Below are 24606 nucleotides of genomic sequence, written 5' to 3' on the forward strand. Positions count from 1 at the left end.
CCAGCCCCGGCGCAGTACAACCCGCGGTACCTCAGCCCGCCGTCTCCCCGCCCTTCCGGGTGGGCGAGGCGGCGGGCTTCGCCGTGCCGGCCCCCGCCGCACCACGGCGCCCGGACGCCGCCCGCGGTGCCGGCAGCGAGGCGGGCACCCCGGGCCGGCGCAGCGCCCGCGCCACCGCCTCCCGGCGGCCCAGCCGCGCCCCGTGCCGTACGCACTCCACGTACCGCTCGTCGCCCAGCTGCTCCCGGGCCGCCGACTCGCACAGCTCGTGCGGGGCGTTGTAGTGCGCCGAGCCGAACAGCGGCAGCCCCACCGACGGCCACATCCGCCCCGCCGCGCCCTGGAGCACCGCCGCCTCCGCCGCGTCGCCCTCCGCCACCGTGACCAGGGCCAGGAGCTCCACCGCCAGCACCGAGCCCAGCTGGTCGCGGAAACGGTGCGCGCCGCCCAGGCAGTCGGCGAGCAACTCGCGGGCGCGCACCGGGTCGCCGTCGCTCCAGGCCGCGTACGCCAGCACGTACAGGGCGTACCCCCGGGCCCAGCGCTCGCCGTGGTCCTCGCACACCTGGCGCACGTCCTCGCACAGGCGCACCGCGTCCGGCAGATCGCCCTGGAACGCCCGGGCCATGGCCAGCTCCACCTGGCCCATCAGCACGTTGCTGTTCAGCTCGCCGATCTCCCGGTAGCGGTGCAGCGCGGACCGCAGCAGCGTCTCCGCGCGCGGCAGGTCGTCCGTGACCAGCGCCAGACAGCCCGTGCGGTGCTCCGCGTACGCCACCGCAGTCGGGTTCGCCGAGCGCTCCGCCTCCCGGCGGCACTCCTGGAGCGCGGCCAGCGCCGGCACCGTGTCGCCCTGGAGGATCGCCACGTGGGCGAGCACCCACAGTGCCTTCAACCGGGACTGCTCGCCCGCCGTCGGCTCCGCCTCCAGCCGCACCGCCTGCTCCAGCCAGTGCCGCCCCTCCGACAGCCGCCCGCAGCCGACCCAGTGGAACCACAGGGCGCCTGCCAGGTACTGGCCCAGGTGGGCGCCGTCCGGCTCGTCCAGGCAGTGCTCCAGGGCGCTGCGCAGATTCGGCAGCTCCGCGTCCACCCGCGCGGCGACCTCGTCCTGGCGCGGCGAGAACCACTCCAGCTCGCACCAGGTCGCCAGGCCCACGTACCAGTCCCGGTGCCGCCGCCGCAGCCGGTCCGCGTCCCCCGTCGCCTCCAGCCAGTCGGCGCCGTACGCCCGGACCGTGTCGAGCATCCGGTAGCGCACCCCGGCGGGGGACTCCTCGCGGGTCAGCACGGACTGGGCGAGCAGCGCGGTCAGCACGTCGAGCACGTCCTCGGCCGCCAGTCCGTCCCCGCTGCACACGTACTCGGCGGCCTCCAGGTCGAACGGCCCGCTGAACACCGACAACCGCGCCCACAGCAGCCGCTCCGCCGGCGTGCACAGCTCGTGGCTCCAGCCGATCGCCGTGCGTAGCGTCCGGTGCCGGGGCAGCGCGGTGCGGTCCCCGCCGGCCAGCAGCCGGAACCGGTCGTCCAGGCGGCGCAGCACCTGCCCCGGCGACAGCGCGCCCAGCCGCCCCGCCGCCAGCTCCACCGCCAGCGGGATCCCGTCGAGTCGCCGGCACAGCTCGCGCACCTCCCGCAGGTCCGCGTCCGGGTCGACGGCGTACCTGGGGACACCGCCGCGCTGCCCGGCCCGGACCGTCAGCAGCTCCACAGCCTCCTCCGTGCCCAGCGGCGCCAGCGGAACCAGCCGCTCCCCGGCCACGTCCAGCGGTCGGCGCCCCACCGCCAGCACCCTGAGCCCGGGGGCCCGGCCCAGCAGGTCGGTCACCAGCGACGCGCAGGCGTCCACCAGGTGCTCGACCCCGTCCAGGAGCAGGAGCAGCTCCCGCCCGGCCAGGTGCGCGAGCAGGGTCTCGCGCGGCAGCCGGATCGTGTGGTCGGTCAGGCCCAGCGCCTCCACGACCGCGTAGTCGACGAACTCCTCGTCCCGCACCGGCGCGAGGTGCACCCGCCACACCCCGTGCCGGGGCGAGCGGCGCCCGGCCGCCCGCGCGGCCAGCCGGGACTTGCCGACGCCGCCGGCCCCGGTGACGGTCACCAGCCGTGCCGAATCCAGCGCCCCGGCCAGCTCCGCGAGCTCCGTCGCTCTGCCCACGAAGGCGTCGAGTTCCAGCGGTAGATTGCCGTGCGGGACGCCGTCGCGCCGAAGGTCTCGCATGAAACACGGAGCGTACTGAACCGTATTCACTCCGTACAATCGCCTCGGCCGGCCCGGCCGCACCGCGCCGCGCGCGACGGGGAATCCGGTACGGAGCCCCGCGCCCGGCGCGATAGGCTCGGTGCACGACTTTCCCGATGTTCAGGCACGTATTCCAGGGAGCGGGTGCACACAGTGTCCGGTGGCGAGGTGGCCGGGATCCTGGTGGCCGTCTTCTGGGCGATCCTGGTCTCCTTCCTCGCCGTCGCACTGGCGAGGCTGGCCCAGACGCTCAGGACGACCACCAAACTCGTGGCGGACGTGACCGACCAGGCCGTCCCGCTGCTGGCCGACGCCTCGGCGGCGGTGCGCAGCGCGCAGACCCAGATCGACCGGGTCGACGCGATCGCCTCCGACGTCCAGGAGGTCACCTCGAACGCCTCCGCGCTGTCCACCACCGTGGCCTCCACCTTCGGCGGCCCGCTGGTCAAGGTCGCTGCGTTCGGATACGGCGTGCGCCGGGCACTCGGCGGTCGCAAGGAGGACATGTCCGCCCCCGCCGGCCAGGCACGGCGCACCGTGATCGTGGGCCGTACGCTCCCGGCCGCGCGGCGGACGAAGCGGAAGAAGGGCTGACCGAGGGATGTTCCGCCGTACGTTCTGGTTCGGCACCGGCATGGCCGCCGGTGTGTGGGCCACCACCAAGGTCAACCGGAAGCTCAAGCAGCTCACCCCCGACAGCCTCGCCGCCACCGCGGCGAACAAGGCGCTCGACGTGGGCGCCCGGGTCAGGGACCGCGCGGTGGGCTTCGCGCTCGACGTCCGCGACAACATGGCCCAGCGGGAGGCCGAACTGGACGACGCGCTGGGCCTGAAGGCCCCCGTCGACGGTGAACTGCCCGCACTGAGGCACCACGCCGCCATCGAGAACAGCAAGGACCCCAAGTACGTCGTCGACGACAGGACGACGACGTACTCGTACAACCGGAATGAGGACCACTGATGGAGTCGGCCGAGATTCGTCGCCGCTGGTTGAGCTTCTTCGAGGAGCGCGGTCACACCGTCGTCCCTTCGGCGTCGCTCATCGCGGACGACCCGACTCTGCTCCTCGTCCCGGCCGGCATGGTGCCCTTCAAGCCCTACTTTCTTGGTGAGGTCAAGCCGCCCTTCGACCGCGCCACCAGCGTCCAGAAGTGCGTGCGCACGCCGGACATCGAAGAGGTCGGCAAGACCACCCGGCACGGCACGTTCTTCCAGATGTGCGGCAACTTCTCCTTCGGCGACTACTTCAAGGAAGGCGCCATCAAGTACGCCTGGGAGCTGCTCACCAGCCCCCAGGACAAGGGCGGTTACGGCCTCGACCCCGAACGCCTGTGGATCACTGTCTACAAGGACGACGACGAGGCCGAGCGCATCTGGCACGACGTCGTGGGCGTCCCCTCCGAGCGCATCCAGCGCCTCGGCAAGAAGGACAACTACTGGTCCATGGGCGTCCCCGGCCCCTGCGGCCCCTGCTCCGAGATCAACTACGACCGCGGCCCCGAGTTCGGCGCCGAGGGCGGCCCCGCCGTCAACGACGAGCGGTACGTGGAGATCTGGAACCTCGTCTTCATGCAGTACGAGCGGGGCGAGGGCATCGGCAAGGAGGAGTTCGAGATCCTCGGCGAGCTGCCGAGCAAGAACATCGACACCGGCCTCGGCCTGGAACGCCTCGCCATGATTCTGCAGGGCGTGCAGAACATGTACGAGATCGACACCTCCATGGCCGTCATCAAGAAGGCCACCGAACTGACCGGCGTGGCCTACGGCGACGCCCAGGCCTCGGACGTGTCCCTGCGCGTGGTCACCGACCACATGCGCACCTCCGTGATGCTCATCGGCGACGGTGTCACCCCGGGCAACGAGGGCCGCGGCTACGTGCTGCGCCGCATCATGCGCCGCGCCATCCGCAACATGCGCCTGCTCGGCGCCACCGGGCCGGTCGTCAAGGACCTCATCGACGTCGTGATCGGCATGATGGGGCAGCAGTACCCCGAGCTGGTCACCGACCGCGAGCGGATCGAGAAGGTCGCCCTCGCCGAGGAGAACGCCTTCCTCAAGACGCTGAAGGCCGGCACCAACATCCTCGACACCGCGGTCAGCGACACCAAGGCCTCCGGCGGCACCGTCCTAGCCGGTGACAAGGCGTTCCTGCTCCACGACACCTGGGGCTTCCCGATCGACCTCACCCTGGAGATGGCCGCCGAGCAGGGGCTGTCCGTGGACGAGGACGGCTTCCGGCGCCTGATGAAGGAGCAGCGGGAGCGCGCCAAGGCCGACGCCCAGGCCAAGAAGACCGGTCACGCCGGTGCCGGTGCCTACCGGGAGATCGCCGACAAGGCAGGCGCCACCGACTTCGTCGGCTACACCGACACCGAGACCGAGTCCACGGTCGTCGGCATCCTCGTCGACGGCGCCTCCTCCCCGGCCGCCACCGAGGGCGACGAGGTTGAGATCGTCCTGGACCGCACCCCGTTCTACGCCGAGGGCGGCGGCCAGATCGGCGACACCGGCCGGATCCGGGTCGACACCGGCGCCGTCATCGAGATCCGCGACTGCCAGAAGCCGGTGCCGGGCGTGTACGTCCACAAGGGCGTCGTCCAGGTCGGCGAGGTCACCGTCGGTGCCAAGGCCCAGGCCTCCATCGACGACCGCCGCCGCAAGGCCATCGCCCGCGCCCACTCGGCCACCCACCTCACCCACCAGGCGCTGCGCGACGCCCTCGGCCCGACCGCCGCCCAGGCCGGTTCCGAGAACCAGCCCGGCCGCTTCCGCTTCGACTTCGGCTCGCCGTCCGCCGTGCCGACGGCCGTGATGACCGACGTCGAGCAGAAGATCAACGAGGTGCTCGCCCGCGACCTCGACGTGCGCGCCGACGTCATGGGCATCGACGAGGCCAAGAAGCAGGGCGCCATCGCCGAGTTCGGCGAGAAGTACGGCGAGCGCGTGCGCGTCGTCACCATCGGCGACTTCTCCAAGGAGCTGTGCGGCGGCACCCACGTGCACAACACCGCCCAGCTCGGCCTGGTCAAGCTGCTCGGCGAGTCCTCCATCGGCTCCGGTGTGCGCCGTATCGAGGCCCTGGTCGGCGTGGACGCCTACAGCTTCCTCGCCCGCGAGCACACGGTCGTCGCCCAGCTCCAGGAGCTGATCAAGGGCCGTCCGGAGGAGCTGCCGGAGAAGGTCTCCGCGATGCTCGGCAAGCTCAAGGACGCCGAGAAGGAGATCGAGAAGTTCCGCGCCGAGAAGGTCCTCCAGGCGGCCGGCGGCCTCGCCGACTCCGCCAAGGACGTGCGCGGCGTGGCCCTGGTGACCGGGCAGGTCCCCGACGGCACCACCGCCGACGACCTGCGCAAGCTGGTCCTCGACGTGCGCGGCCGCATCCAGGGCGGCCGGGCCGTGGTCGTGGCCCTGTTCACCACGGTGGGCGGCAAGCCCCTCACGGTCATCGCCACCAACGAGGCGGCCCGCGAGCGCGGCCTCAAGGCCGGTGACCTGGTGCGCACCGCCGCCAAGACCCTCGGCGGCGGCGGTGGCGGCAAGCCGGACGTCGCCCAGGGCGGCGGCCAGAACCCGGCCGCGATCGGCGACGCCGTCGACGCCGTCGAGCGCCTCGTGGCGGACTCCGCCAAGTGAGCACACCGTCCCACGACCAGGCGGACGCCCCGGTGATGCGCCGCGGCCGCCGCCTGGCGATCGACGTCGGCGACGCCCGTATCGGGGTCGCGTCCTGCGACCCCGACGGCATCCTCGCCACCCCGGTGGAGACCGTCCCCGGCCGCGACGTCCCGGCGGCGCACCGGCGCCTTCGGCAGCTGGTCGCCGAGTACGAGCCCATCGAGGTCGTCGTCGGCCTCCCTCGCTCCCTCAAGGGCGGCGAGGGCCCGGCCGCGGCCAAGGTCAGGCGCTTCACGCAGGAGCTGGCCAAGGGCATCGCGCCCGTCCCGGTCCGGCTGGTCGACGAGCGCATGACGACGGTCACCGCGAGCCAGGGGCTGCGCGCCTCCGGGGTGAAGTCCAAGAAGGGCCGGTCCGTCATCGACCAGGCCGCCGCTGTGATCATCCTCCAGCAGGCACTGGAATCCGAACGGGTGTCAGGCAGGCCCCCGGGCGAGGGCGTCGAAGTGGTCATCTGATCGCGGTACGGTAACGTTCCGCGCGATGCGGGAGGCATTCGAACAGCCACCGCACAGCAAGAGGCGGAACGGAAGCGGACCCCGGCACAGGTCGCGCCCCCCGTCGCCTCGCGGCTCTAGGGGATCGATGACTGAGTATGGCCGGGGCCCAGGCCCCGAACCGTGGCATCCGGAGGACCCGTTGTACGGGGACGGCGGATGGGGCGGACAGCAGGCCCAGACGGGTCAGCAGTCCCCCTACGGCGGCCAGCCGCAGCAGTATCCGGAGCAGCAGGCGCAGCAGCAGTACGGCGACTGGAGCAACGGCGGCCAGTCGTCGTACGGCGGCGGGCAGCCCCAGTACGACCAGTACGGCCACCAGCACCCCGAGCAGCAGTACGACCAGTACGGTCAGCCGTACCCCCAGCAGCAGTACGACCAGCACCAGTACGGTCAGCAGCAGTACGACCAGCAGTACGCACCCCAGGCCCAGCCGCAGCAGGGGCACGACAACGGCTGGGGCGGCGGCGCGTACCCCCAGGCGCAGTACCCGGCCGACCCGTCCGACCCCTACGGACAGCAGGCCGGCGGCTACGGCGCCGAACAGCCCGACTTCTACGGCACCCCCGAGGCGTACCCGCCGCCGGAGCCGCCGCCCCGCCGGCGTGCCGAGCCCGAGCCGCAGCGCACCGACTGGGACCCGGGCCCCGACGAGGGGGAGCACGCCTTCTTCGCCGGCGGGGGCGACGACGGTGACGACGACGCGGCGGACGACGGCCGCGAGGACCGCGGGGACCGCAGGACCCGGGGCGGCGGCAAGCCGAAGAAGCGCCGCAGCGGATGCGCCTGCCTGGTGGTCTGCCTGGTGCTCGGCGGCGGCGTGGCCGGTATCGGATATTTCGGCTACCAGTTTTACCAGGATCGTTTCGGCGCGGCCCCGGACTTCGCGGGCGGCGGCAACGGCGAGCAGGTGACCGTCACCATCCCCAAGGGAGCCGGCGGCTCCACGATCGGCCAGGAACTCAAACGCCAGGGCGTGGTGAAGAGCGTCGACGCCTTCATCGCCGCCCAGCAGAGCAATCCGCGTGGCAAGAGCATCCAGGACGGCGTCTACACGTTGCAGAAGGAGATGTCGGCCGAGAGCGCGGTCGAACTCCTGCTCAGCCCGGAGAGCCGCAGCAACCTGATCGTCGCCGAGGGCAGGCGCAACGCCGACGTCTACGAGCTCATCGACAAACGCCTCGAAGTGAAGGAAGGCACCACCGCCAAGGTCGCCAAGTCCGAGTACAAGAACCTCGGCCTGCCCGAATGGGCGCTGAACCACAAGGACGTCAAGGACCCGCTGGAGGGCTTCCTCTACCCGTCCAGCTACTCGGCGGCCAAGGGGCAGAAGCCCGAGGACGTGCTCAAGCAGATGGTGGCACGTGCCAACGAGCAGTACGAGAAGATCGGCCTGGTGGAGAAGGCGGAGGGACTCGGTCTGAAGGGCCCGTGGGAACTGCTCACCGCCGCGAGCCTGGTGCAGGCGGAGGGCAAGACCCACGACGACTTCCGCAAGATGGCCGAGGTGATCTACAACCGGCTCAAGGAGTCGAACACCGAGACGAACCAGAAGCTCCAGTTCGACTCGTCGTTCAACTATCTGATGGGGCAGAGCAAGATCCACATCAGTGAGTCCGAGATCAACAGCAACATGGACCCGTACAACACCTACACCAACCGTGGTCTGCCGCCCGGCCCCATCAGCAACCCCGGCGCGGAGGCCCTGCAAGCGGCGCTCAACCCCACCGAAGACGGCTGGATCTACTTCGTGGCCACCGACGGGGTGAACAAGACCGAGTTCGCCAAGACCCACGACGAGTTCCTGAAGCTAAAGGACAAGTTCGATGCCGCCTCCGGCAACTGACCGGCACCGGGCCGCCGTGCTCGGTTCCCCGATCGCCCACTCCCTCTCCCCGGTGCTGCACCGCGCCGCCTACGCGGAGCTGGGGCTCACGGACTGGACGTACGACCGCTTCGACGTCGACGAGGCCGCGCTGCCCGGCTTCTTCGCGGAGCTGGGACCCGAGTGGGCGGGACTGTCGCTGACCATGCCGCTCAAGCGGGCGGTGATTCCGCTGCTCGACGGCATCAGCGAGACGGCGGCCTCCGTGGACGCGGTGAACACCGTGGTGTTCGGCGAGGACGGCCGGAAGACCGGCGACAACACCGACATCCCCGGCATCGTCGCCGCCCTGCGCGAGCACGGTGTCGAGAAGGTCGAGACCGCGGCCATCCTCGGCGCCGGCGCCACCGCGTCCTCCGCGCTGGCCGCACTGGCCCGGATCTGCACCGGTGAGGTCTCCGTCTACGTCCGCAGTGAGGTGCGCGCCGCCGAGATGCGGGGCTGGGCCGAGCGGCTGGATGTGGACGTGCGCATCGTGGACTGGGCGCGGGCCGAGGAAGCGCTGAGCGCTCCGCTGATCGTCGCCACCACCCCCGCCGGTGCCACCGACCCGCTCGCCACAGCGGTCCCCGAGCGGCCCGCCACCCTCTTCGACGTGCTCTACGACCCGTGGCCCACCGCCCTTGCCGCCCGCTGGTCGGCGTACGGCGGCGCCGTCGTCAGCGGCCTCGACCTGCTGCTCCACCAGGCGGTGCTCCAGGTGGAGCAGATGACCGGCCGCGCTCCGGCGCCGCTGGTCGCCATGCGGAAAGCGGGCGAGCGGGCGCTCGCGGATCGCTAGCGCGGAGTCCCCCCGGCGTCGCGCGAGTCGCGCGGGGCAGGTCCCTGCGCCCCGGCGCAGCGGCAGGAGAGCGGCGCGGACTTCCTCGGTTCCCGCGCTCCCTCGCAACAGCGGGGCAACCCTCCCGCCCGACGCCGCCGCGGTACCGCCCGTGCGTCCGGCAAGTGGACCGGCGACCGGGTCCGGCGGCCGGACGTGGGAGGATCGGAGGCGGCGGGCCGGGGCCGCGCACCCGGTCGGACCGTCGCGTACGCGGACAAGGAGCGTACGCGGGGCATACCGGGGCGCGAGTACTGAGGAGCACCGTTGAGCAGGTTGCGCTGGCTGACCGCGGGGGAGTCCCACGGTCCCGCACTCGTCGCGACGCTGGAGGGACTGCCCGCCGGCGTGCCGATCACCACCGACATGGTGGCGGACCACCTGGCGAGGCGGCGGCTCGGCTACGGCCGCGGTGCGCGGATGAAGTTCGAGCGCGACGAGGTCACCTTTCTCGGTGGCGTCCGGCACGGTCTGACGATGGGCTCCCCGGTCGCCGTCATGGTCGGCAACACCGAGTGGCCCAAGTGGGAACAGGTCATGGCGGCCGACCCGGTCGACCCGGAGGTGCTGGCCGGCCTCGCGCGCAACGCCCCGCTGACCCGGCCGCGCCCCGGCCACGCGGACCTCGCCGGCATGCAGAAGTACGGCTTCGACGAGGCCCGGCCGATCCTGGAGCGCGCCTCCGCCCGTGAGACGGCGGCCCGGGTGGCCCTGGGTGCGGTGGCCCGCTCGTACCTGAAGGAGACGACCGGCGTCGAGATCGTCAGCCACGTCGTCGAACTGGCCTCGGCCAAGGCGCCCCACGGCGTGTACCCGACGCCGGACGACGTCGAGCGGCTGGACGCCGACCCCGTGCGCTGCCTGGACGCGGACGCGTCCGAGGCGATGGTCGCCGAGATCGACCAGGCCCACAAGGACGGCGACACCCTCGGCGGCGTCGTCGAGATCCTCGCCTACGGAGTGCCGGTGGGCCTTGGTTCCCACGTCCACTGGGACCGCAAGCTCGACGCGCGGCTCGCGGGTGCCCTCATGGGCATCCAGGCGATCAAGGGCGTCGAGATCGGCGACGGCTTCGAGCTGGCCCGTGTGCCCGGTTCCGAGGCCCACGACGAGATCGTGAGCACGCCCGACGGCATCCGCCGGGTCTCCGGCCGCTCCGGTGGGACCGAGGGCGGGCTGACGACGGGTGAGCTGTTGCGGGTGCGGGCCGCGATGAAGCCGATCGCGACCGTGCCGCGCGCCCTGAGGACCGTGGACGTGACCACCGGCGAGGCCGCGCAGGCCCACCACCAGCGCTCCGACGTGTCCGCGGTGCCGGCCGCCGGGATCGTCGCCGAGGCCATGGTGGCCCTCGTGCTCGCGGACGCCGTCGCGGAGAAGTTCGGCGGCGACAGCGTGGCCGAGACCCGTCGCAACGTGCGGTCCTACCTCGACCACCTGGCCATCCGGTGACGGGGGCCCCGCTGATCGTCCTCGTCGGCCCGATGGGCGTCGGCAAGTCCACCGTCGGGCAGCTGCTCGCCGACCGACTGGGCACGGGATACCGGGACACGGACGAGGACATCGTCACCGCCCAGGGGCGGGCCATCGCCGACATCTTCGTGGACGAGGGTGAGGCGGCCTTCCGGGCTCTGGAGAAGGAGGCCGTGCGCAGCGCGCTCGCCGGGCACGACGGCGTCCTGGCCCTCGGCGGCGGCGCGATCCTCGACGCCGACACGCGTGCGCTGCTCGCCGGGCAGCGGGTCGTGTACCTCTCGATGGACGTCGAGGAAGCCGTCAGGCGCACCGGTCTGAACGCGGCGCGGCCGCTGCTCGCGGTCAACCCGCGCAAGCAGTGGCGCGAGCTCATGGAGGCCCGCCGGCACCTCTACGAGGAGGTCGCCACGGTCGTCGTGGCCACGGACGGCCGCACGCCGGAAGAAGTCACCCAAGCCGCCCTGGACGCAGTGGAGTTGAAGGACGTATGAGCGAGGCAGTCACCCGGATCCAGGTCGGCGGCACCGCCGGGTCCGACCCCTACGAGGTCCTGGTGGGCCGTCAGCTCCTGGGCGAGCTGGGCGGTCTGATCGGGGCGAAGGCGAAGCGGGTCGCGGTGATCCACCCCGAGGCGCTGGCCGAGACCGGTGACGCGCTGCGCGCCGACCTCGCCGAGCAGGGCTACGAGGCCGTCGCCATCCAGGTGCCCAACGCCGAGGAGGCCAAGACCGCCGAGGTCGCCGCGTACTGCTGGAAGGCGCTCGGCCAGTCCGGCTTCACCCGCACCGACGTCATCGTCGGCGTCGGCGGCGGGGCCAGCACCGACCTGGCCGGGTTCGTGGCCGCGACCTGGCTGCGCGGGGTGCGCTGGATCGCCGTGCCCACCACCGTGCTGGCCATGGTGGACGCGGCCGTCGGCGGCAAGACCGGCATCAACACCGCCGAGGGCAAGAACCTCGTCGGCGCCTTCCACCCGCCCGCCGGTGTGCTGTGCGACCTGGCCGCCCTGGACTCGCTCCCGGTCAACGACTACGTCTCCGGACTGGCCGAGGTCATCAAGGCCGGCTTCATCGCCGACCCGGCGATCCTCGACCTGATCGAGTCCGACCCCCAGGCGGCGCGCACCCCGGCCGGACCGCACACCGCCGAGCTGATCGTGCGCTCCATCGAGGTCAAGGCCGAGGTCGTCTCCTCCGACCTGAAGGAAGCGGGACGCAGGGAGATCCTCAACTACGGCCACACCCTGGGCCACGCCATCGAGAAGAACGAGCGCTACAAGTGGCGGCACGGCGCCGCCGTCTCCGTCGGCATGCACTTCGCCGCCGAACTGGGCCGCCTGGCCGGCCGGCTGGACGACGCCACCGCCGACCGCCACCGCAGCATCCTCGAAGCGGTCGGCCTCCCGCTGCACTACCGCTACGACCAGTGGCCCAAGCTGGTCGAGAACATGAAGGTCGACAAGAAGTCCCGCGGCGACCTGCTGCGCTTCATCGTCCTGGACGGCCTGGCCAAGCCCACCGTCCTCGAGGGCCCCGACCCGGCCGTCCTCCTCGCCGCCTACGGCGAGGTGGGCGAGTAGTACCCGGCTGTTCCCTTCCGCCCGATTCGCCCTGCCGGACGGGCACTTCGGACCGCCCCCGGCCGTTCTCCAAACAACGGCCGGGGGCGGTACCGTTCGGTAGCAGGACGGCGGGCCCCCTTCCCGCCGCCAGCGCCCATCGCCTGCCTGTACGAGACGGAGTGGCACCGGATGCAGCACCCAGTGGGTTCTCCGCTGCCGCCGCCCCACCAGCCGGGGCACGGACCGGCCCTCGGCTGGTCCCCGGCCGCACACCACCCTGGCCCGCCCCAGGGGCCCGCCCCCGTGCCGCCCCCGGCCCCGGGATACCCCACGGCCCCGCGTCAGGCCCCGGCGCCGCGTCAGGCCCCGCCCCCGGCCTCCGGTCCGGCCCCGCATCAGCCGGCCCCCGCGCCGGGACCGCGGCGCCCGGGCCCCGCTCCCGCGTCGGAGACCACCGGCCACGTGTCGTTGCCCCCAGGCGGCCCGGTGGCCGTGCCCAGCGTGCCCCCGGCCACGGCCGCCGCGCCCGACCCCACCACGACCACCCTCGCGGTGCTGCTCATCGGCCCCGCGGGAGCCGGCAAGACGAGCGTCGCCAAGTACTGGGCGGACCACCGCCGGGTCCCGACCGCGCACATCAGCCTCGACGACGTCCGCGAATGGGTCCGCTCCGGCTTCGCCGACCCTCAGACCGGGTGGAACGAGCACTCGGAGGCGCAGTACCGTCTCGCCCGCCGCACCTGCGGCTTCTCCGCGCGCAACTTCCTGGCCAACGGCATCTCCTGCATCCTCGACGACGCGGTCTTCCCGGACCGCCCGGTCGTCGGCCTCGGCGGCTGGAAGCGGCACGTCGGCCCCGGCCTGCTCCCGGTCGTCCTCCTGCCGGGCCTGGACATCGTCCTGGAGCGCAACGCCGAACGCAGTGGCAACCGCCGCCTCACCGACGAGGAGGTCGCCCGCATCCACGGCCGCATGGCCGGCTGGTACGGCTCCGGTCTCCCCATCATCGACAACTCCCAACTCGACGTCCCGGACACCGCCCACCTCCTCGACGAGGTCCTCTCTCGCTCCATAGCCAGCCCACCGACCTGGTAGACGCCCCGGAAGGGGCGCGGGGCTGTACCGACATGCGGCTCCGCCGCGGGGGCGCGCCCAGCCCCCACCGGCGGTAGGCCGCCACACAACCCAAGCCCCCACCCCGCCAGGCGCACCCCGCATTCCCCGGCCCCCGCCCACTCGGCCCACCCAAGCGGCGCCCCCACCGGCGGAGCCATACGCTCGGCTCATGTCAGAGGTCTACGCGGCCCGCCGGACGCGCCTACGGGAACGCTGCAACGCGGGCGGCAGCGCGGCGGCGCTCGTCTCCCGGCCCGCCAACGTGCGCTATCTCGCCGGTGCCGCCCCGCACGGCGCCGTGCTGCTGCTCGGCAGGACCGAGGACCTGCTGGTCTGCTCGGGCCCGCCGGACGACCGGCCCACGCAGGGCCGCCCCGACGAGGCGCTGCCGGTGCGCACCCTGCCCGGACCCGGAGGTGATCCGGCCGTCACGGCCACCGGCCTCGCCGCGGACCAGGGTGCCGAGTCCCTCGCCACGGAGGACCACCACCTCACCGTGGTCCGGCACCGGGCCATGTGCTCCGTCGCCCCCGCGCTGCGCCTGACCGACCTGGGACAGGCCGTCGAGCAGCTGAGGGTGGTCAAGGACGAGGAGGAGATCTCCTGCCTGCGCATCGGCGCCGAGATCGCCGACCAGGCCCTCGGCGAGCTCCTGGAGTCCATCCTGGTCGGCCGCACGGAGCGGCATCTCGCGCTGGAGCTGGAACGCCGCCTCGTCGACCACGGCGCCGACGGCCCCGCCTTCCCCACCTCCGTCGGCACCGGCCCGAACTCGGGGCGCCGCGGCCACCGGCCCACCGACCGCAGGGTGGAGGAGGGCGACTTCCTCTCCGTGTGCCTCGGCGCGACGTACCGCGGATACCGCTGCGAGATCGGCCGTACCTTCGTCATCGGCACCTCGCCGGCCGACTGGCAGATCGAGTTGTACGACCTCGTCTTCTCCGCCCAGCGAGCCGGACGCGAGGCCCTCGCACCCGGTGCCGCCTGCCGTGATGTGGACCGCGCCGCCCGCCAGGCACTGGACTCCGCGGGGTACGCGGAGAACCTTCCGGCGCTCACCGGTCACGGTGTCGGACTCGAAATCGACGAGGACCCGCAGTTGGCCCCCGCGGCCATGGGTAAACTGGACGCTTGTGTGCCGGTCACCGTCGAACCGGGGGTCCACCTCCCGGGCCGGGGCGGGGTCCGGATCGATGACACGCTCGTCGTGCGCCCCGAGGCGGACGGCGGACCCGAGCTACTCACCATCACGACCAAGGAGCTGCTCGCGCTCTAGCCTCGCGCTGTGCGCGCAACCCCGAGGTCGTCCACGTCAGTCCAGTCCAGGAGATTCCCAAACCGTGGCTTCCACGAACGACCTCAAGAACGGCCTGGTGCTCAAGCTCGAAGGCGGCCAGCTCTGGTCCGTCGTCGAGTTCCAGCACGTCAAGCCCGGCAAGGGCCCGGCCTTCGTGCGCACCAAGCTCAAGAACGTGCTCTCCGGCAAGACCGTCGACAAGACCTTCAACGCCGGGGTCAAGGTCGAGACGGCCACCGTCGACAAGCGGGACATGCAGTTCTCGTACATGGACGGCGAGTACTTCGTGTTCATGGACATGCAGACCTACGACCAGCTGCACATCGACCGCAAGGTCGTCGGCGACGCGGCCAACTTCCTCGTCGAGGGGTTCGAGGCCACCGTCGCGCAGCACGAGGGCGAGGTGCTCTTCGTCGAGCTGCCGGCCGCCGTCGAGCTGACCATCCAGGAGACCGAGCCCGGCGTCCAGGGCGACCGTTCCACCGGCGGCACCAAGCCGGCCACCCTGGAGACCGGTCACCAGATCAGCGTCCCGCTCTTCATCACCACCGGTGAGAAGATCAAGGTCGACACCCGTACGAGCGACTACCTCGGCCGGGTGAACAGCTAACCGTGGCTGCTCGCAACACGGCCCGCAAGCGCGCCTTCCAGATCCTCTTCGAGGGCGATCAGCGCGGCGCCGACGTCCTGACGGTGCTCGCCGACTGGGTCCGGCACTCCCGGTCCGACACCCGGCAGCCGCCGGTGAGCGAGTACACGATGGAGCTGGTCGAGGGCTACGCCGCGCGCGCGGAACGCATCGACGAGCTGATCGCCCAGTACTCGGTCGACTGGACGCTCGACCGGATGCCGGTCGTCGACCGCAACATCCTGCGCCTGGGCGCCTACGAGCTGATCTGGGTCGACGAGACCCCGGACGCCGTCGTCCTGGACGAGATGGTGCAGCTGGCGAAGGAGTTCTCCACGGACGACTCGCCGTCGTTCGTCAACGGCCTCCTCGGCCGGCTGAAGGACCTGAAGCCCTCGCTGCGCCGGGAGTAGCCTCAGAGCCTCGCCCGCGCCGCACACGTGCAAGAAACCGCCGGGGTGGCAGGAACCGAATGGTTCCGGCCACCCCGGCGGCACGTTTCTGCTGAGGTGGGTGAGGGTCAGAGCTCCTCGTGGGACGCCACCGCGCGACGCGCGTCCGCGTCCAGGACGCCCCAGCTGATCAGCTGCTCGGTGAGGACCGAGGGCGACTGGTCGTAGATGACGGCGAGCGTGCGCAGGTCGTCCTGGCGGATCGAGAGCACCTTGCCGTTGTAGTCACCGCGCTGCGACTGGATCGTCGCCGCGTAGCGCTGGAGCGGGCCCGCCTTCTCGGCCGGCACGGTGGCCAGCCGCTCCAGGTCCAGGACCAGCTTCGGCGGCGGCTCGGCGGCACCGCCCGGGGTGGTGCCCGGCAGCAGCTCCTGTACGGGAACGCCGTAGAAATCCGCCAGCTCGGCGAGGCGCTGCACGGTCACGGCACGGTCGCCGCGCTCGTACGAGCCGACCACGACGGCCTTCCAGCGGCCCTGGGACTTCTCCTCGACACCGTGGAGGGAAAGGCCCTGCTGGGTGCGGATGGCCCGGAGCTTGGCCCCGAGCTGTTTGGCGTATTCGCTGGACATATGGCTCCCCGGACAAGGTGTCGACGCGGCAGGCTCTGTTGTCGGCCGCGCGGCTGGTAACTCACTGTGAGGTTACGCAGCGTTACTCTGCTGCGTCAAGCCGAATGGTCCGCACCGACTCTTCCGTGGTATTCGCCTTCCGTTGCTCCGAAAGGGTGGCCGGGGTGCGGCAGACGGGTGACGGGGGAGTGTCAGGGGGGCCGTCGGGCCGGTTCTGTGAGCCTGGTACCGTAGGTGGCGCAATTCCGACGTCCTTTAAGGTCCGTCCCGTGAGGCGGAGAAGGGGGTCCGTTTCGTATGGACAAGCAGCAGAACACGCGACAGGGCGAGCAGGGCGACCCGCAGCCGGTCGCGCAGTCCGAGGCCCGGCCCGTGCTGGAAGGGCCCGACATCGCGCGGGTGCTCACCCGCATCGCCCACGAGATCGTCGAACGCGCCAAGGGCGCCGACGACGTGGTGCTCCTCGGCATCCCGACCCGCGGCGTCTTCCTCGCCCGGCGGCTCGCCGACAAGCTGGAGCAGATCACCGAGCGCAAGATGCCGGTCGGCTCGCTCGACATCACCATGTACCGCGACGACCTGCGCATGCACCCGCCGCGTGCCCTGGCCCGCACCGAGATCCCCGGTGACGGGATCGACGGCCGGCTCGTCGTCCTCGTCGACGACGTGCTCTTCTCCGGCCGCACCATCCGCGCCGCCCTCGACGCGCTGAACGACATCGGCCGCCCGCGCGCGGTGCAGCTCGCCGTCCTCGTCGACCGCGGTCACCGCGAACTGCCCATCCGCGCCGACTACGTCGGCAAGAACCTCCCGACGTCGCTGCGGGAGACGGTCAAGGTCCAGCTCGCCGAGGAGGACGGTCGCGACACCGTGCTGCTCGGTGCCAAGCCGGACACCCCGGGCGCCCACCCGTAGCAAGCGTTCCGCGTACCCGCCCACCCGTGCCGTACGCCTGCTCGGCGCGCCCCCGTACGCGCCCGGCCGCCCGAATTATCCCGCTCTTCCGCATGAATCGCCCTACGGAGCCTGACAGATGCAGCGTCATCTCATCTCGGCCGCCGACCTCACCCGCGACGACGCCGTCCTGATCCTCGACACCGCCGAGGAGATGGCCCGGGTCGCGGACCGGCCGATCAAGAAACTGCCGACCCTGCGCGGCCGTACCGTCGTCAACCTCTTCTTCGAGGACTCCACCCGGACCCGGATCTCCTTCGAGGCCGCCGAGAAGCGGCTGTCCGCGGACGTCATCAACTTCACCGCCAAGGGATCCAGCGTCTCCAAGGGCGAGTCCCTCAAGGACACCGCCCAGACCCTGGAGGCGATGGGCGTCGACGCCGTCGTCATCCGGCACGGCGCCTCCGGCGCCCCCTACCGCCTGGCCACCTCCGGCTGGATCGACGCCCACGTCATCAACGCGGGCGACGGCACCCACCAGCACCCCACCCAGGCCCTGCTGGACGCCTTCACCATGCGCCGCCGCCTGGTCGGCCCCGACGCGGGCCTCGGCAAGGACCTCGACGGCCGCCGCGTCACCCTGGTCGGCGACATCCTGCACAGCCGCGTCGCCCGCTCCAACGTCGACCTGCTGCACACCCTCGGCGCCGAGGTCACCCTCGTCGCCCCGCCCACCCTGCTGCCGGTCGGCGTCGAGACCTGGCCCTGCGAGGTCTCCTACGACCTCGACTCCACGCTGACCAAGTCCGACGCGGTGATGCTGCTGCGCGTGCAGCGCGAGCGGATGAACGCCGCGTTCTTCCCCACCGAGCGCGAGTACTCCCGCCGCTACGGCCTCGACGGCGACCGCATGGCGAAGATGCCCGACCACGCCATCGTGATGCACCCCGGCCCGATGGTCCGCGGCATGGAGATCACCGCCGACGTCGCCGACTCCGGCCGCTGCACCGTCGTCGAGCAGGTCACCAACGGCGTCTCCGTCCGGATGGCCGTCCTCTACCTGCTGCTCGGCGGTGCCGAGCCCGCCGTCACCCACGCCCGACCCACCGAGGAGAAGTAAGACGATGAGCAAGACCCTGATCCGCGGTGCGAAGGTGCTCGGCGGCGAGCCGCAGGACGTGCTGATCGACGGCACCGTCATCGAGGCGGTCGGCCCCGGCCTGTCCGCCGAGGGCGCCGAGGTGATCGAGGCCGGCGGCAAGGTGCTGCTGCCCGGCCTGGTCGACCTCCACACCCACCTGCGCGAGCCCGGCCGCGAGGACTCCGAGACCGTCCTCACCGGCACCCGCGCCGCGGCGAGCGGCGGCTACACCAGCGTCTTCGCCATGGCCAACACCTTCCCGGTCGCCGACACCGCCGGCGTCGTCGAGCAGGTCTGGCGGCTCGGCCAGGAGTCCGGCTACTGCGACGTGCAGCCCATCGGAGCCGTCACCGTCGGCCTGGAGGGCGCCAAGCTCGCCGAACTGGGCGCCATGCACGAGTCCGCCGCCGGCGTCACCGTCTTCTCCGACGACGGCAAGTGCGTCCACGACGCCGTGATCATGCGCCGCGCCCTGGAGTACGTGAAGGCCTTCGGCGGCGTCGTCGCCCAGCACGCCCAGGAACCCCGGCTCACCGAGGGCGCCCAGATGAACGAGGGCGTCGTCTCCGCCGAGCTGGGCCTCGGCGGCTGGCCCGCCGTCGCCGAGGAGTCGGTCATCGCGCGGGACGTGCTGCTCGCCGAGCACGTCGGCTCCCGCGTCCACATCTGCCACCTGTCGACCGCCGGGTCCGTCGAGATCGTCCGCTGGGCCAAGTCCCGCGGCATCGACGTCACCGCCGAGGTCACCCCGCACCACCTGCTCCTCACCGACGAGCTGGTCCGGTCGTACAACCCGGTCTACAAGGTCAACCCGCCGCTGCGCACCGAGCGTGACGTCATGGCCCTGCGCGAGGCGCTCGCCGACGGGACAATCGACATCGTCGCCACCGACCACGCCCCGCACCCGCACGAGGACAAGGACTGCGAGTGGGCCGCCGCCGCCATGGGCATGGTCGGCCTGGAGACCGCGCTGTCGGTGGTGCAGGAGACCATGGTGGACACGGGCCTGCTGGACTGGGCCGGCGTCGCCGACCGGATGTCCGTCAAGCCCGCGCGGATCGGACGGGCCACCGGACACGGCCGTCCCGTCTCGGCCGGTGAGCCCGCCAACCTCACCCTGGTCGACACGGAATACCGTGGCGGGGTGGACCCCGCGGGCTTCGCCTCGCGCAGTCGCAACACCCCCTACGAGGGGCGTGAGCTGCCGGGCCGTGTGACGCACACGTGGCTGCGGGGCCAGGCCACGCTCGTCGACGGGAAGCTCACGTGACATCTGTAGCACCGGTAATCCTGCTGGCCGCCGAGAAGGAATCGGCGGAAGTGACCGACTGGGCCGCCCGCGTCGGCTGGGTCGTCGGCCTCGGCCTGTTCGTCGCGCTCGTCTACTGGCTGATGCGCGAGGGCTGGAAGTGGCGCGGCACCCTCCAGGGCGACCTGCCGGCCCTCCCCGCCGCGCCGGACTCGCCCGGCCGGGCGAAACTGACGATGAGCGGCCGCTACCACGGCTCCACCACCGCGGGGCAGTGGCTGGACCGCATCGTCGCGCACGGCCTGGGCACCCGCAGCCGGGTCGAGCTGACCCTGACCGACGCGGGACTGGACGTCGTACGGCCCGGCGCCGCCGACTTCTTCGTCCCCGTCGCCGCGCTGCGCGAGGCCCGGCTCGACAAGGGCATCGCCGGCAAGGTCCTCACCGAGGGCGGCCTGCTCGTCGTCACCTGGGCCCACGGCGACAAGCTGATCGACTCCGGCTTCCGCTCCGACCACGCGGCCGAGCACAACGAGTGGGTCGACACCCTGAACGACATGATCAACAAGACGGAAACGGAAGGCGCACGATGACGACCTCCACCAGGGGAGCCCACCGGACTCCTGCCGTACTCGTCCTGGAGGACGGCCGGATCTTCCGCGGCCGTGCCTACGGGGCCGTGGGGGCGACCTTCGGCGAAGCCGTGTTCTCCACCGGCATGACCGGCTACCAGGAGACCCTCACCGACCCGTCGTACCACCGCCAGGTCGTCGTCATGACCGCCCCGCACATCGGGAACACCGGCATCAACGACGAGGACATGGAGTCCAGGAAGATCTGGGTCTCCGGCTACGTGGTGCGCGACCCCGCGCGCGTGCCCTCCAACTGGCGCTCGACGCGCTCCCTCGACGAGGAGCTGGCCGCCCAGGGCGTCGTCGGCATCTCCGGCATCGACACCCGCGCCCTCACCCGCCACCTGCGCGAGCGCGGCGCCATGCGCGTCGGCATCTTCTCCGGCAACGCGCTGCCCGACGAGGGCACCATGCTCGCCGAGGTCCGCCAGGCCCCCGAGATGAGCGGCGCCGACCTCTCCGCCGAGGTCGCCACCACCGAGGCGTACGTCGTCCCGGCGATCGGCGAGAAGAAGTTCACCGTCGCCGCGATCGACCTCGGCATCAAGGGCATGACCCCGCACCGCATGGCCGAGCGCGGCATCGAGGTGCACGTGCTGCCCGCCACGGCCACCGTCGAGGACGTCTACGCCGTCAACCCGGACGGCGTGTTCTTCTCCAACGGCCCGGGCGACCCGTCCACCGCCGACCACCCGGTCTCCGTCATGCGGGGCGTCCTGGAGCGCGGCACCCCGCTCTTCGGCATCTGCTTCGGCAACCAGATCCTGGGCCGCGCCCTCGGCTTCGGCACCTTCAAGCTGAAGTACGGCCACCGCGGCATCAACCAGCCCGTGCAGGACCGTACGACCGGCAAGGTCGAGGTCACCGCGCACAATCACGGATTCGCCGTCGACGCCCCCCTCGACAAGGTCTCCGACACCCCCTACGGCCGCGCCGAGGTCTCCCACGTCTGCCTCAACGACAACGTGGTGGAGGGGCTTCAGCTCCTCGACCGGCCGGCCTTCAGCGTCCAGTACCACCCCGAAGCGGCAGCGGGACCGCACGACGCCGCCTACCTGTTCGACCGCTTCACGTCTTTGATGAGCACCGCTTCGATGGAGGGCCAGCGTGCCTAAGCGCACCGATATCCAGTCCGTCCTGGTCATCGGCTCCGGCCCGATCGTCATCGGCCAGGCCGCCGAGTTCGACTACTCCGGCACCCAGGCGTGCCGCGTGCTCAAGGCCGAGGGCCTGCGCGTCGTCCTGGTGAACTCCAACCCGGCGACGATCATGACCGACCCGGAGATCGCCGACGCCACCTACGTCGAGCCGATCACGCCCGAGTTCGTCGAGAAGATCATCGCCAAGGAGCGCCCCGACGCCCTCCTGCCCACCCTCGGCGGGCAGACGGCCCTCAACACCGCCATCTCCCTGCACGGCAACGGCGTCCTGGAGAAGTACGGCGTCGAACTGATCGGCGCCAACGTCGAGGCCATCAACAAGGGCGAGGACCGCGACCTGTTCAAGGAGGTCGTCGAGGAGGTCCGCAAGAAGACCGGCCACGGCGAGTCCGCCCGGTCGTACATCTGCCACTCCATGGACGACGTCCTCAAGGGCGTCGACGCGCTCGGCGGCTATCCCGTCGTCGTCCGCCCCTCCTTCACCATGGGCGGCGCCGGCTCCGGCTTCGCCCACGACGAGGAGGAGCTGCGCCGCATCGCAGGTCAGGGCCTCACCCTCTCGCCGACCACCGAGGTGCTCCTGGAGGAGTCCATCCTCGGCTGGAAGGAGTACGAGCTGGAGCTGATGCGCGACAAGAACGACAACGTCGTGGTCGTCTGCTCCATCGAGAACTTCGACCCCATGGGCGTGCACACCGGCGACTCGATCACCGTGGCGCCCGCGATGACGCTCACCGACCGCGAGTACCAGGTGCTGCGCGACGTCGGCATCGCCATCATCCGCGAGGTCGGCGTCGACACCGGCGGCTGCAACATCCAGTTCGCGGTGAACCCCGAGGACGGTCGCGTGATCGTCATCGAGATGAACCCGCGCGTGTCGCGCTCCTCGGCCCTGGCCTCCAAGGCGACCGGCTTCCCCATCGCCAAGATCGCCGCGAAGCTCGCCGTCGGCTACACGCTGGACGAGATTCCGAACGACATCACGCAGGAGACCCCGGCCTCCTTCGAGCCCACGCTGGACTACGTGGTCGTCAAGGCACCGCGCTTCGCCTTCGAGAAGTTCCCGAGCGCCGACTCCACCCTCACCACCACCATGAAGTCGGTCGGCGAGGCCATGGCCATCGGCCGCAACTTCACCGAGGCCTTCCAGAAGGCGCTGCGCTCGCTGGAGAAGAAGGGCAGCCAGTTCACCTTCGTCGGCGAGCCCGGCGACAAGCTGGAGCTGCTGCGGGAGGCCGTGCGGCCCACCGACGGGCGCATCAACGCCGTCATGCAGGCCATCCGCGCGGGCGCCACGCCCGAGGAGGTCTTCGAGCACACCAAGATCGACCCGTGGTTCGTCGACCAGCTCTTCCTCATCAAGGAGGTCGCCGACGAGATCGCCGGGGCCCGCGAGCTGACCGCCGACCTGCTCACCGAGGCCAAGCGGCACGGCTTCTCCGACCAGCAGATCGCCGAGATCAGCGGCCTGGGCGAGGACGTGGTCCGCCAGGTGCGGCACGCGCTCGGCGTCCGCCCGGTCTACAAGACCGTCGACACCTGCGCCGCCGAGTTCGCCGCCCGGACGCCGTACTTCTACTCCTCCTACGACGAGGAGACCGAGGTCGCCTCCCGCGAGAAGCCCGCGGTGATCATCCTGGGCTCCGGGCCCAACCGGATCGGCCAGGGCATCGAGTTCGACTACTCCTGCGTCCACGCCTCCTTCGCGCTGTCCGACGCCGGGTACGAGACCGTGATGGTCAACTGCAACCCGGAGACCGTCTCCACCGACTACGACACCTCCGACCGGCTCTACTTCGAGCCGCTCACCCTGGAGGACGTCCTGGAGATCGTCCACGCCGAGCAGCAGGCCGGTCCCGTCGCGGGCGTGATCGTCCAGCTCGGCGGCCAGACCCCGCTGGGCCTGTCCCAGGCGCTCAAGGACAACGGCGTGCCGATCGTCGGCACCTCCCCGGAGGCCATCCACGCCGCCGAGGACCGCGGCGCCTTCGGGCGGGTCCTCGCCGAGGCCGGGCTCCCGGCCCCCAAGCACGGCACCGCCACCACCTTCGCCGAGGCCAAGGCCATCGCCGACGAGATCGGCTACCCGGTCCTGGTGCGGCCCTCCTACGTCCTCGGCGGACGCGGCATGGAGATCGTCTACGACGAGACCCGGCTGGAGGCGTACATCGCCGAGTCGACCGAGATCAGCCCGTCCCGGCCGGTCCTGGTCGACCGCTTCCTGGACGACGCCATCGAGATCGACGTCGACGCCCTGTACGACGGCGAGGAGCTGTACCTCGGCGGTGTCATGGAGCACATCGAGGAGGCCGGCATCCACTCCGGCGACTCGGCGTGCGCCCTGCCCCCCATCACGCTCGGCGGCTTCGACATCAAGCGGCTGCGCACCTCCACCGAGGGCATCGCCAAGGGCGTCGGCGTGCGCGGCCTGATCAACATCCAGTTCGCGATGGCCGGGGACATCCTCTACGTCCTGGAGGCCAACCCCCGCGCCTCCCGCACCGTCCCCTTCACCTCGAAGGCGACGGCGGTGCCGCTGGCCAAGGCCGCCGCCCGCATCTCGCTGGGCGCGACCATCGCCGAGCTGCGCGCCGAGGGCCTGCTCCCGGCGAGCGGCGACGGCGGCACCCTGCCGCTGGACGCGCCGATCTCCGTCAAGGAGGCCGTGATGCCCTGGTCCCGCTTCAGGGACATCCACGGCCGCGGCGTCGACACGGTCCTCGGCCCGGAGATGCGCTCCACCGGCGAGGTCATGGGCATCGACTCGGTCTTCGGCACGGCGTACGCCAAGTCGCAGGCCGGCGCGTACGGGCCGCTGCCGACGAAGGGCCGCGCCTTCATCTCGGTCGCCAACCGCGACAAGCGTTCGATGATCTTCCCGGCCCGCGAGCTGGTCGCCCACGGCTTCGAGCTGATGGCCACCTCCGGCACCGCCGAGGTCCTCAAGCGCAACGGCATCAACGCCACCGTCGTGCGCAAGCAGTCCGAGGGCACCGGCCCGAACGGCGAGAAGACCATCGTCCAGCTCATCCACGACGGCGAGGTCGACCTCATCGTCAACACGCCGTACGGCACCGGCGGCCGCCTCGACGGCTACGACATCCGCACGGCGGCCGTGGCCCGCTCCGTGCCCTGCCTGACGACGGTCCAGGCGCTGGCGGCGGCCGTCCAGGGCATCGACGCCCTCAACCACGGCGACGTGGGAGTGCGCTCACTCCAGGAACACGCCGAGTTCCTGATCGCCGCCCGCGACTAGCAGCCCCGAGGGGGACACCGGAAACGGTGTCCCCCTCTTCATGAGCCCCAGCG

21 protein-coding genes are annotated in these 24606 nt (G+C 71.7%); 19 read left to right on the top strand and 2 right to left on the bottom strand.

Going from position 1 to position 24606, the window contains the following annotated elements; all coding sequences use genetic code 11:
* Positions 1-31 precede the first annotated feature (31 nt).
* Entirely contained in the window at positions 32-2221 is a 2190-nt protein-coding gene (locus OHA99_RS30670) for an ATP-binding protein (protein ID WP_405698421.1), read from the bottom strand.
* A gap of 165 nt (positions 2222-2386) precedes the next feature.
* Here OHA99_RS30670 and OHA99_RS30675 point away from each other — a divergent pair, with 165 nt between their 5' ends.
* The 13 genes from OHA99_RS30675 (at position 2387) to nusB (ending at position 15610) form a co-directional block, all read left to right on the top strand.
* The gene (locus OHA99_RS30675) at positions 2387-2836 is read left to right on the top strand and encodes a DUF948 domain-containing protein (RefSeq protein ID WP_007447510.1); all 450 of its coding nucleotides are present in this window, start codon (positions 2387-2389) and stop codon (positions 2834-2836) included.
* 7 nt (positions 2837-2843) lie between these two features.
* Entirely contained in the window at positions 2844-3203 is a 360-nt protein-coding gene (locus tag OHA99_RS30680; RefSeq protein WP_164385436.1) for a hypothetical protein, read from the top strand.
* A complete protein-coding gene (alaS, locus tag OHA99_RS30685) occupies positions 3203-5875 on the top strand; it encodes an alanine--tRNA ligase (protein WP_405698422.1) in 2673 nt (890 codons plus the stop codon). Before OHA99_RS30680 ends, alaS begins: the two co-directional genes overlap by 1 nt.
* A gap of 35 nt (positions 5876-5910) precedes the next feature.
* Positions 5911-6375, top strand: coding sequence for a Holliday junction resolvase RuvX (ruvX, locus tag OHA99_RS30690; RefSeq protein WP_007447501.1), 465 nt, complete (start codon positions 5911-5913; stop codon positions 6373-6375).
* A 127-nt stretch (positions 6376-6502) separates the two neighbouring features.
* Positions 6503-8260 carry an endolytic transglycosylase MltG gene (mltG, locus tag OHA99_RS30695; RefSeq protein WP_405698423.1) on the top strand — a complete coding sequence of 586 codons (1758 nt, stop codon included), beginning with the start codon at positions 6503-6505 and terminating at the stop codon, positions 8258-8260.
* Positions 8241-9080 (top strand): shikimate dehydrogenase, encoded by an 840-nt coding sequence (locus tag OHA99_RS30700; protein ID WP_405698424.1) that lies wholly within the window; start codon positions 8241-8243, stop codon positions 9078-9080. The genes mltG and OHA99_RS30700 overlap by 20 nt, the downstream gene beginning before the upstream one ends.
* Before the next feature lie 306 nt (positions 9081-9386).
* A complete protein-coding gene (gene aroC, locus OHA99_RS30705) occupies positions 9387-10571 on the top strand; it encodes a chorismate synthase (protein WP_153180742.1) in 1185 nt (394 codons plus the stop codon).
* A 32-nt stretch (positions 10572-10603) separates the two neighbouring features.
* Complete coding sequence (locus tag OHA99_RS30710; RefSeq protein ID WP_153182060.1) at positions 10604-11086, top strand: shikimate kinase; 483 nt, start codon at positions 10604-10606, stop codon at positions 11084-11086.
* Complete coding sequence (gene aroB, locus OHA99_RS30715; RefSeq protein WP_007447489.1) at positions 11083-12174, top strand: 3-dehydroquinate synthase; 1092 nt, start codon at positions 11083-11085, stop codon at positions 12172-12174. The genes OHA99_RS30710 and aroB overlap by 4 nt, the downstream gene beginning before the upstream one ends.
* Before the next feature lie 171 nt (positions 12175-12345).
* Positions 12346-13251, top strand: coding sequence for a Pro-rich N-terminal domain-containing protein (locus OHA99_RS30720; RefSeq protein WP_366473523.1), 906 nt, complete (start codon positions 12346-12348; stop codon positions 13249-13251).
* 190 nt (positions 13252-13441) lie between these two features.
* Positions 13442-14548 carry an aminopeptidase P family protein gene (locus OHA99_RS30725; RefSeq protein ID WP_007447539.1) on the top strand — a complete coding sequence of 369 codons (1107 nt, stop codon included), beginning with the start codon at positions 13442-13444 and terminating at the stop codon, positions 14546-14548.
* 64 nt (positions 14549-14612) lie between these two features.
* Positions 14613-15179: an elongation factor P gene (gene efp, locus OHA99_RS30730; RefSeq protein WP_007447537.1), complete on the top strand. Its 567-nt coding sequence runs from the start codon at positions 14613-14615 to the stop codon at positions 15177-15179.
* A 2-nt stretch (positions 15180-15181) separates the two neighbouring features.
* A complete protein-coding gene (nusB, locus tag OHA99_RS30735) occupies positions 15182-15610 on the top strand; it encodes a transcription antitermination factor NusB (RefSeq protein ID WP_007447535.1) in 429 nt (142 codons plus the stop codon).
* Between the two features lie 107 nt (positions 15611-15717).
* Here the strand turns inward: nusB and bldD are convergent, their stop codons facing one another.
* Entirely contained in the window at positions 15718-16221 is a 504-nt protein-coding gene (gene bldD, locus OHA99_RS30740) for a transcriptional regulator BldD (RefSeq protein ID WP_007447547.1), read from the bottom strand.
* Positions 16222-16518: 297 nt separating this feature from the next.
* On the opposite strand from bldD, the gene pyrR reads away from it, so the two are divergent.
* The 6 genes from pyrR to carB all read left to right on the top strand — a co-directional run bounded on the left by pyrR (position 16519) and on the right by carB (position 24553).
* Positions 16519-17136, top strand: a complete 618-nt coding sequence (pyrR, locus tag OHA99_RS30745) for a bifunctional pyr operon transcriptional regulator/uracil phosphoribosyltransferase PyrR (protein WP_007447533.1) — start codon at positions 16519-16521, stop codon at positions 17134-17136.
* A 118-nt stretch (positions 17137-17254) separates the two neighbouring features.
* The gene (locus OHA99_RS30750) at positions 17255-18235 is read left to right on the top strand and encodes an aspartate carbamoyltransferase catalytic subunit (RefSeq protein WP_153180745.1); all 981 of its coding nucleotides are present in this window, start codon (positions 17255-17257) and stop codon (positions 18233-18235) included.
* A gap of 4 nt (positions 18236-18239) precedes the next feature.
* Positions 18240-19526 (top strand): dihydroorotase, encoded by a 1287-nt coding sequence (locus OHA99_RS30755; RefSeq protein WP_405698425.1) that lies wholly within the window; start codon positions 18240-18242, stop codon positions 19524-19526.
* Positions 19523-20098 carry a hypothetical protein gene (locus OHA99_RS30760; RefSeq protein WP_153180747.1) on the top strand — a complete coding sequence of 192 codons (576 nt, stop codon included), beginning with the start codon at positions 19523-19525 and terminating at the stop codon, positions 20096-20098. The genes OHA99_RS30755 and OHA99_RS30760 overlap by 4 nt, the downstream gene beginning before the upstream one ends.
* The gene (carA, locus tag OHA99_RS30765; RefSeq protein WP_153180748.1) at positions 20095-21252 is read left to right on the top strand and encodes a glutamine-hydrolyzing carbamoyl-phosphate synthase small subunit; all 1158 of its coding nucleotides are present in this window, start codon (positions 20095-20097) and stop codon (positions 21250-21252) included. The genes OHA99_RS30760 and carA overlap by 4 nt, the downstream gene beginning before the upstream one ends.
* Positions 21245-24553, top strand: coding sequence for a carbamoyl-phosphate synthase large subunit (carB, locus tag OHA99_RS30770; protein ID WP_153180749.1), 3309 nt, complete (start codon positions 21245-21247; stop codon positions 24551-24553). The genes carA and carB overlap by 8 nt, the downstream gene beginning before the upstream one ends.
* Positions 24554-24606 lie beyond the last annotated feature (53 nt).

This window comes from Streptomyces coelicoflavus (assembly GCF_045041415.1).
Taxonomy (GTDB): Bacteria; Actinomycetota; Actinomycetes; order Streptomycetales; family Streptomycetaceae; genus Streptomyces; species Streptomyces coelicoflavus.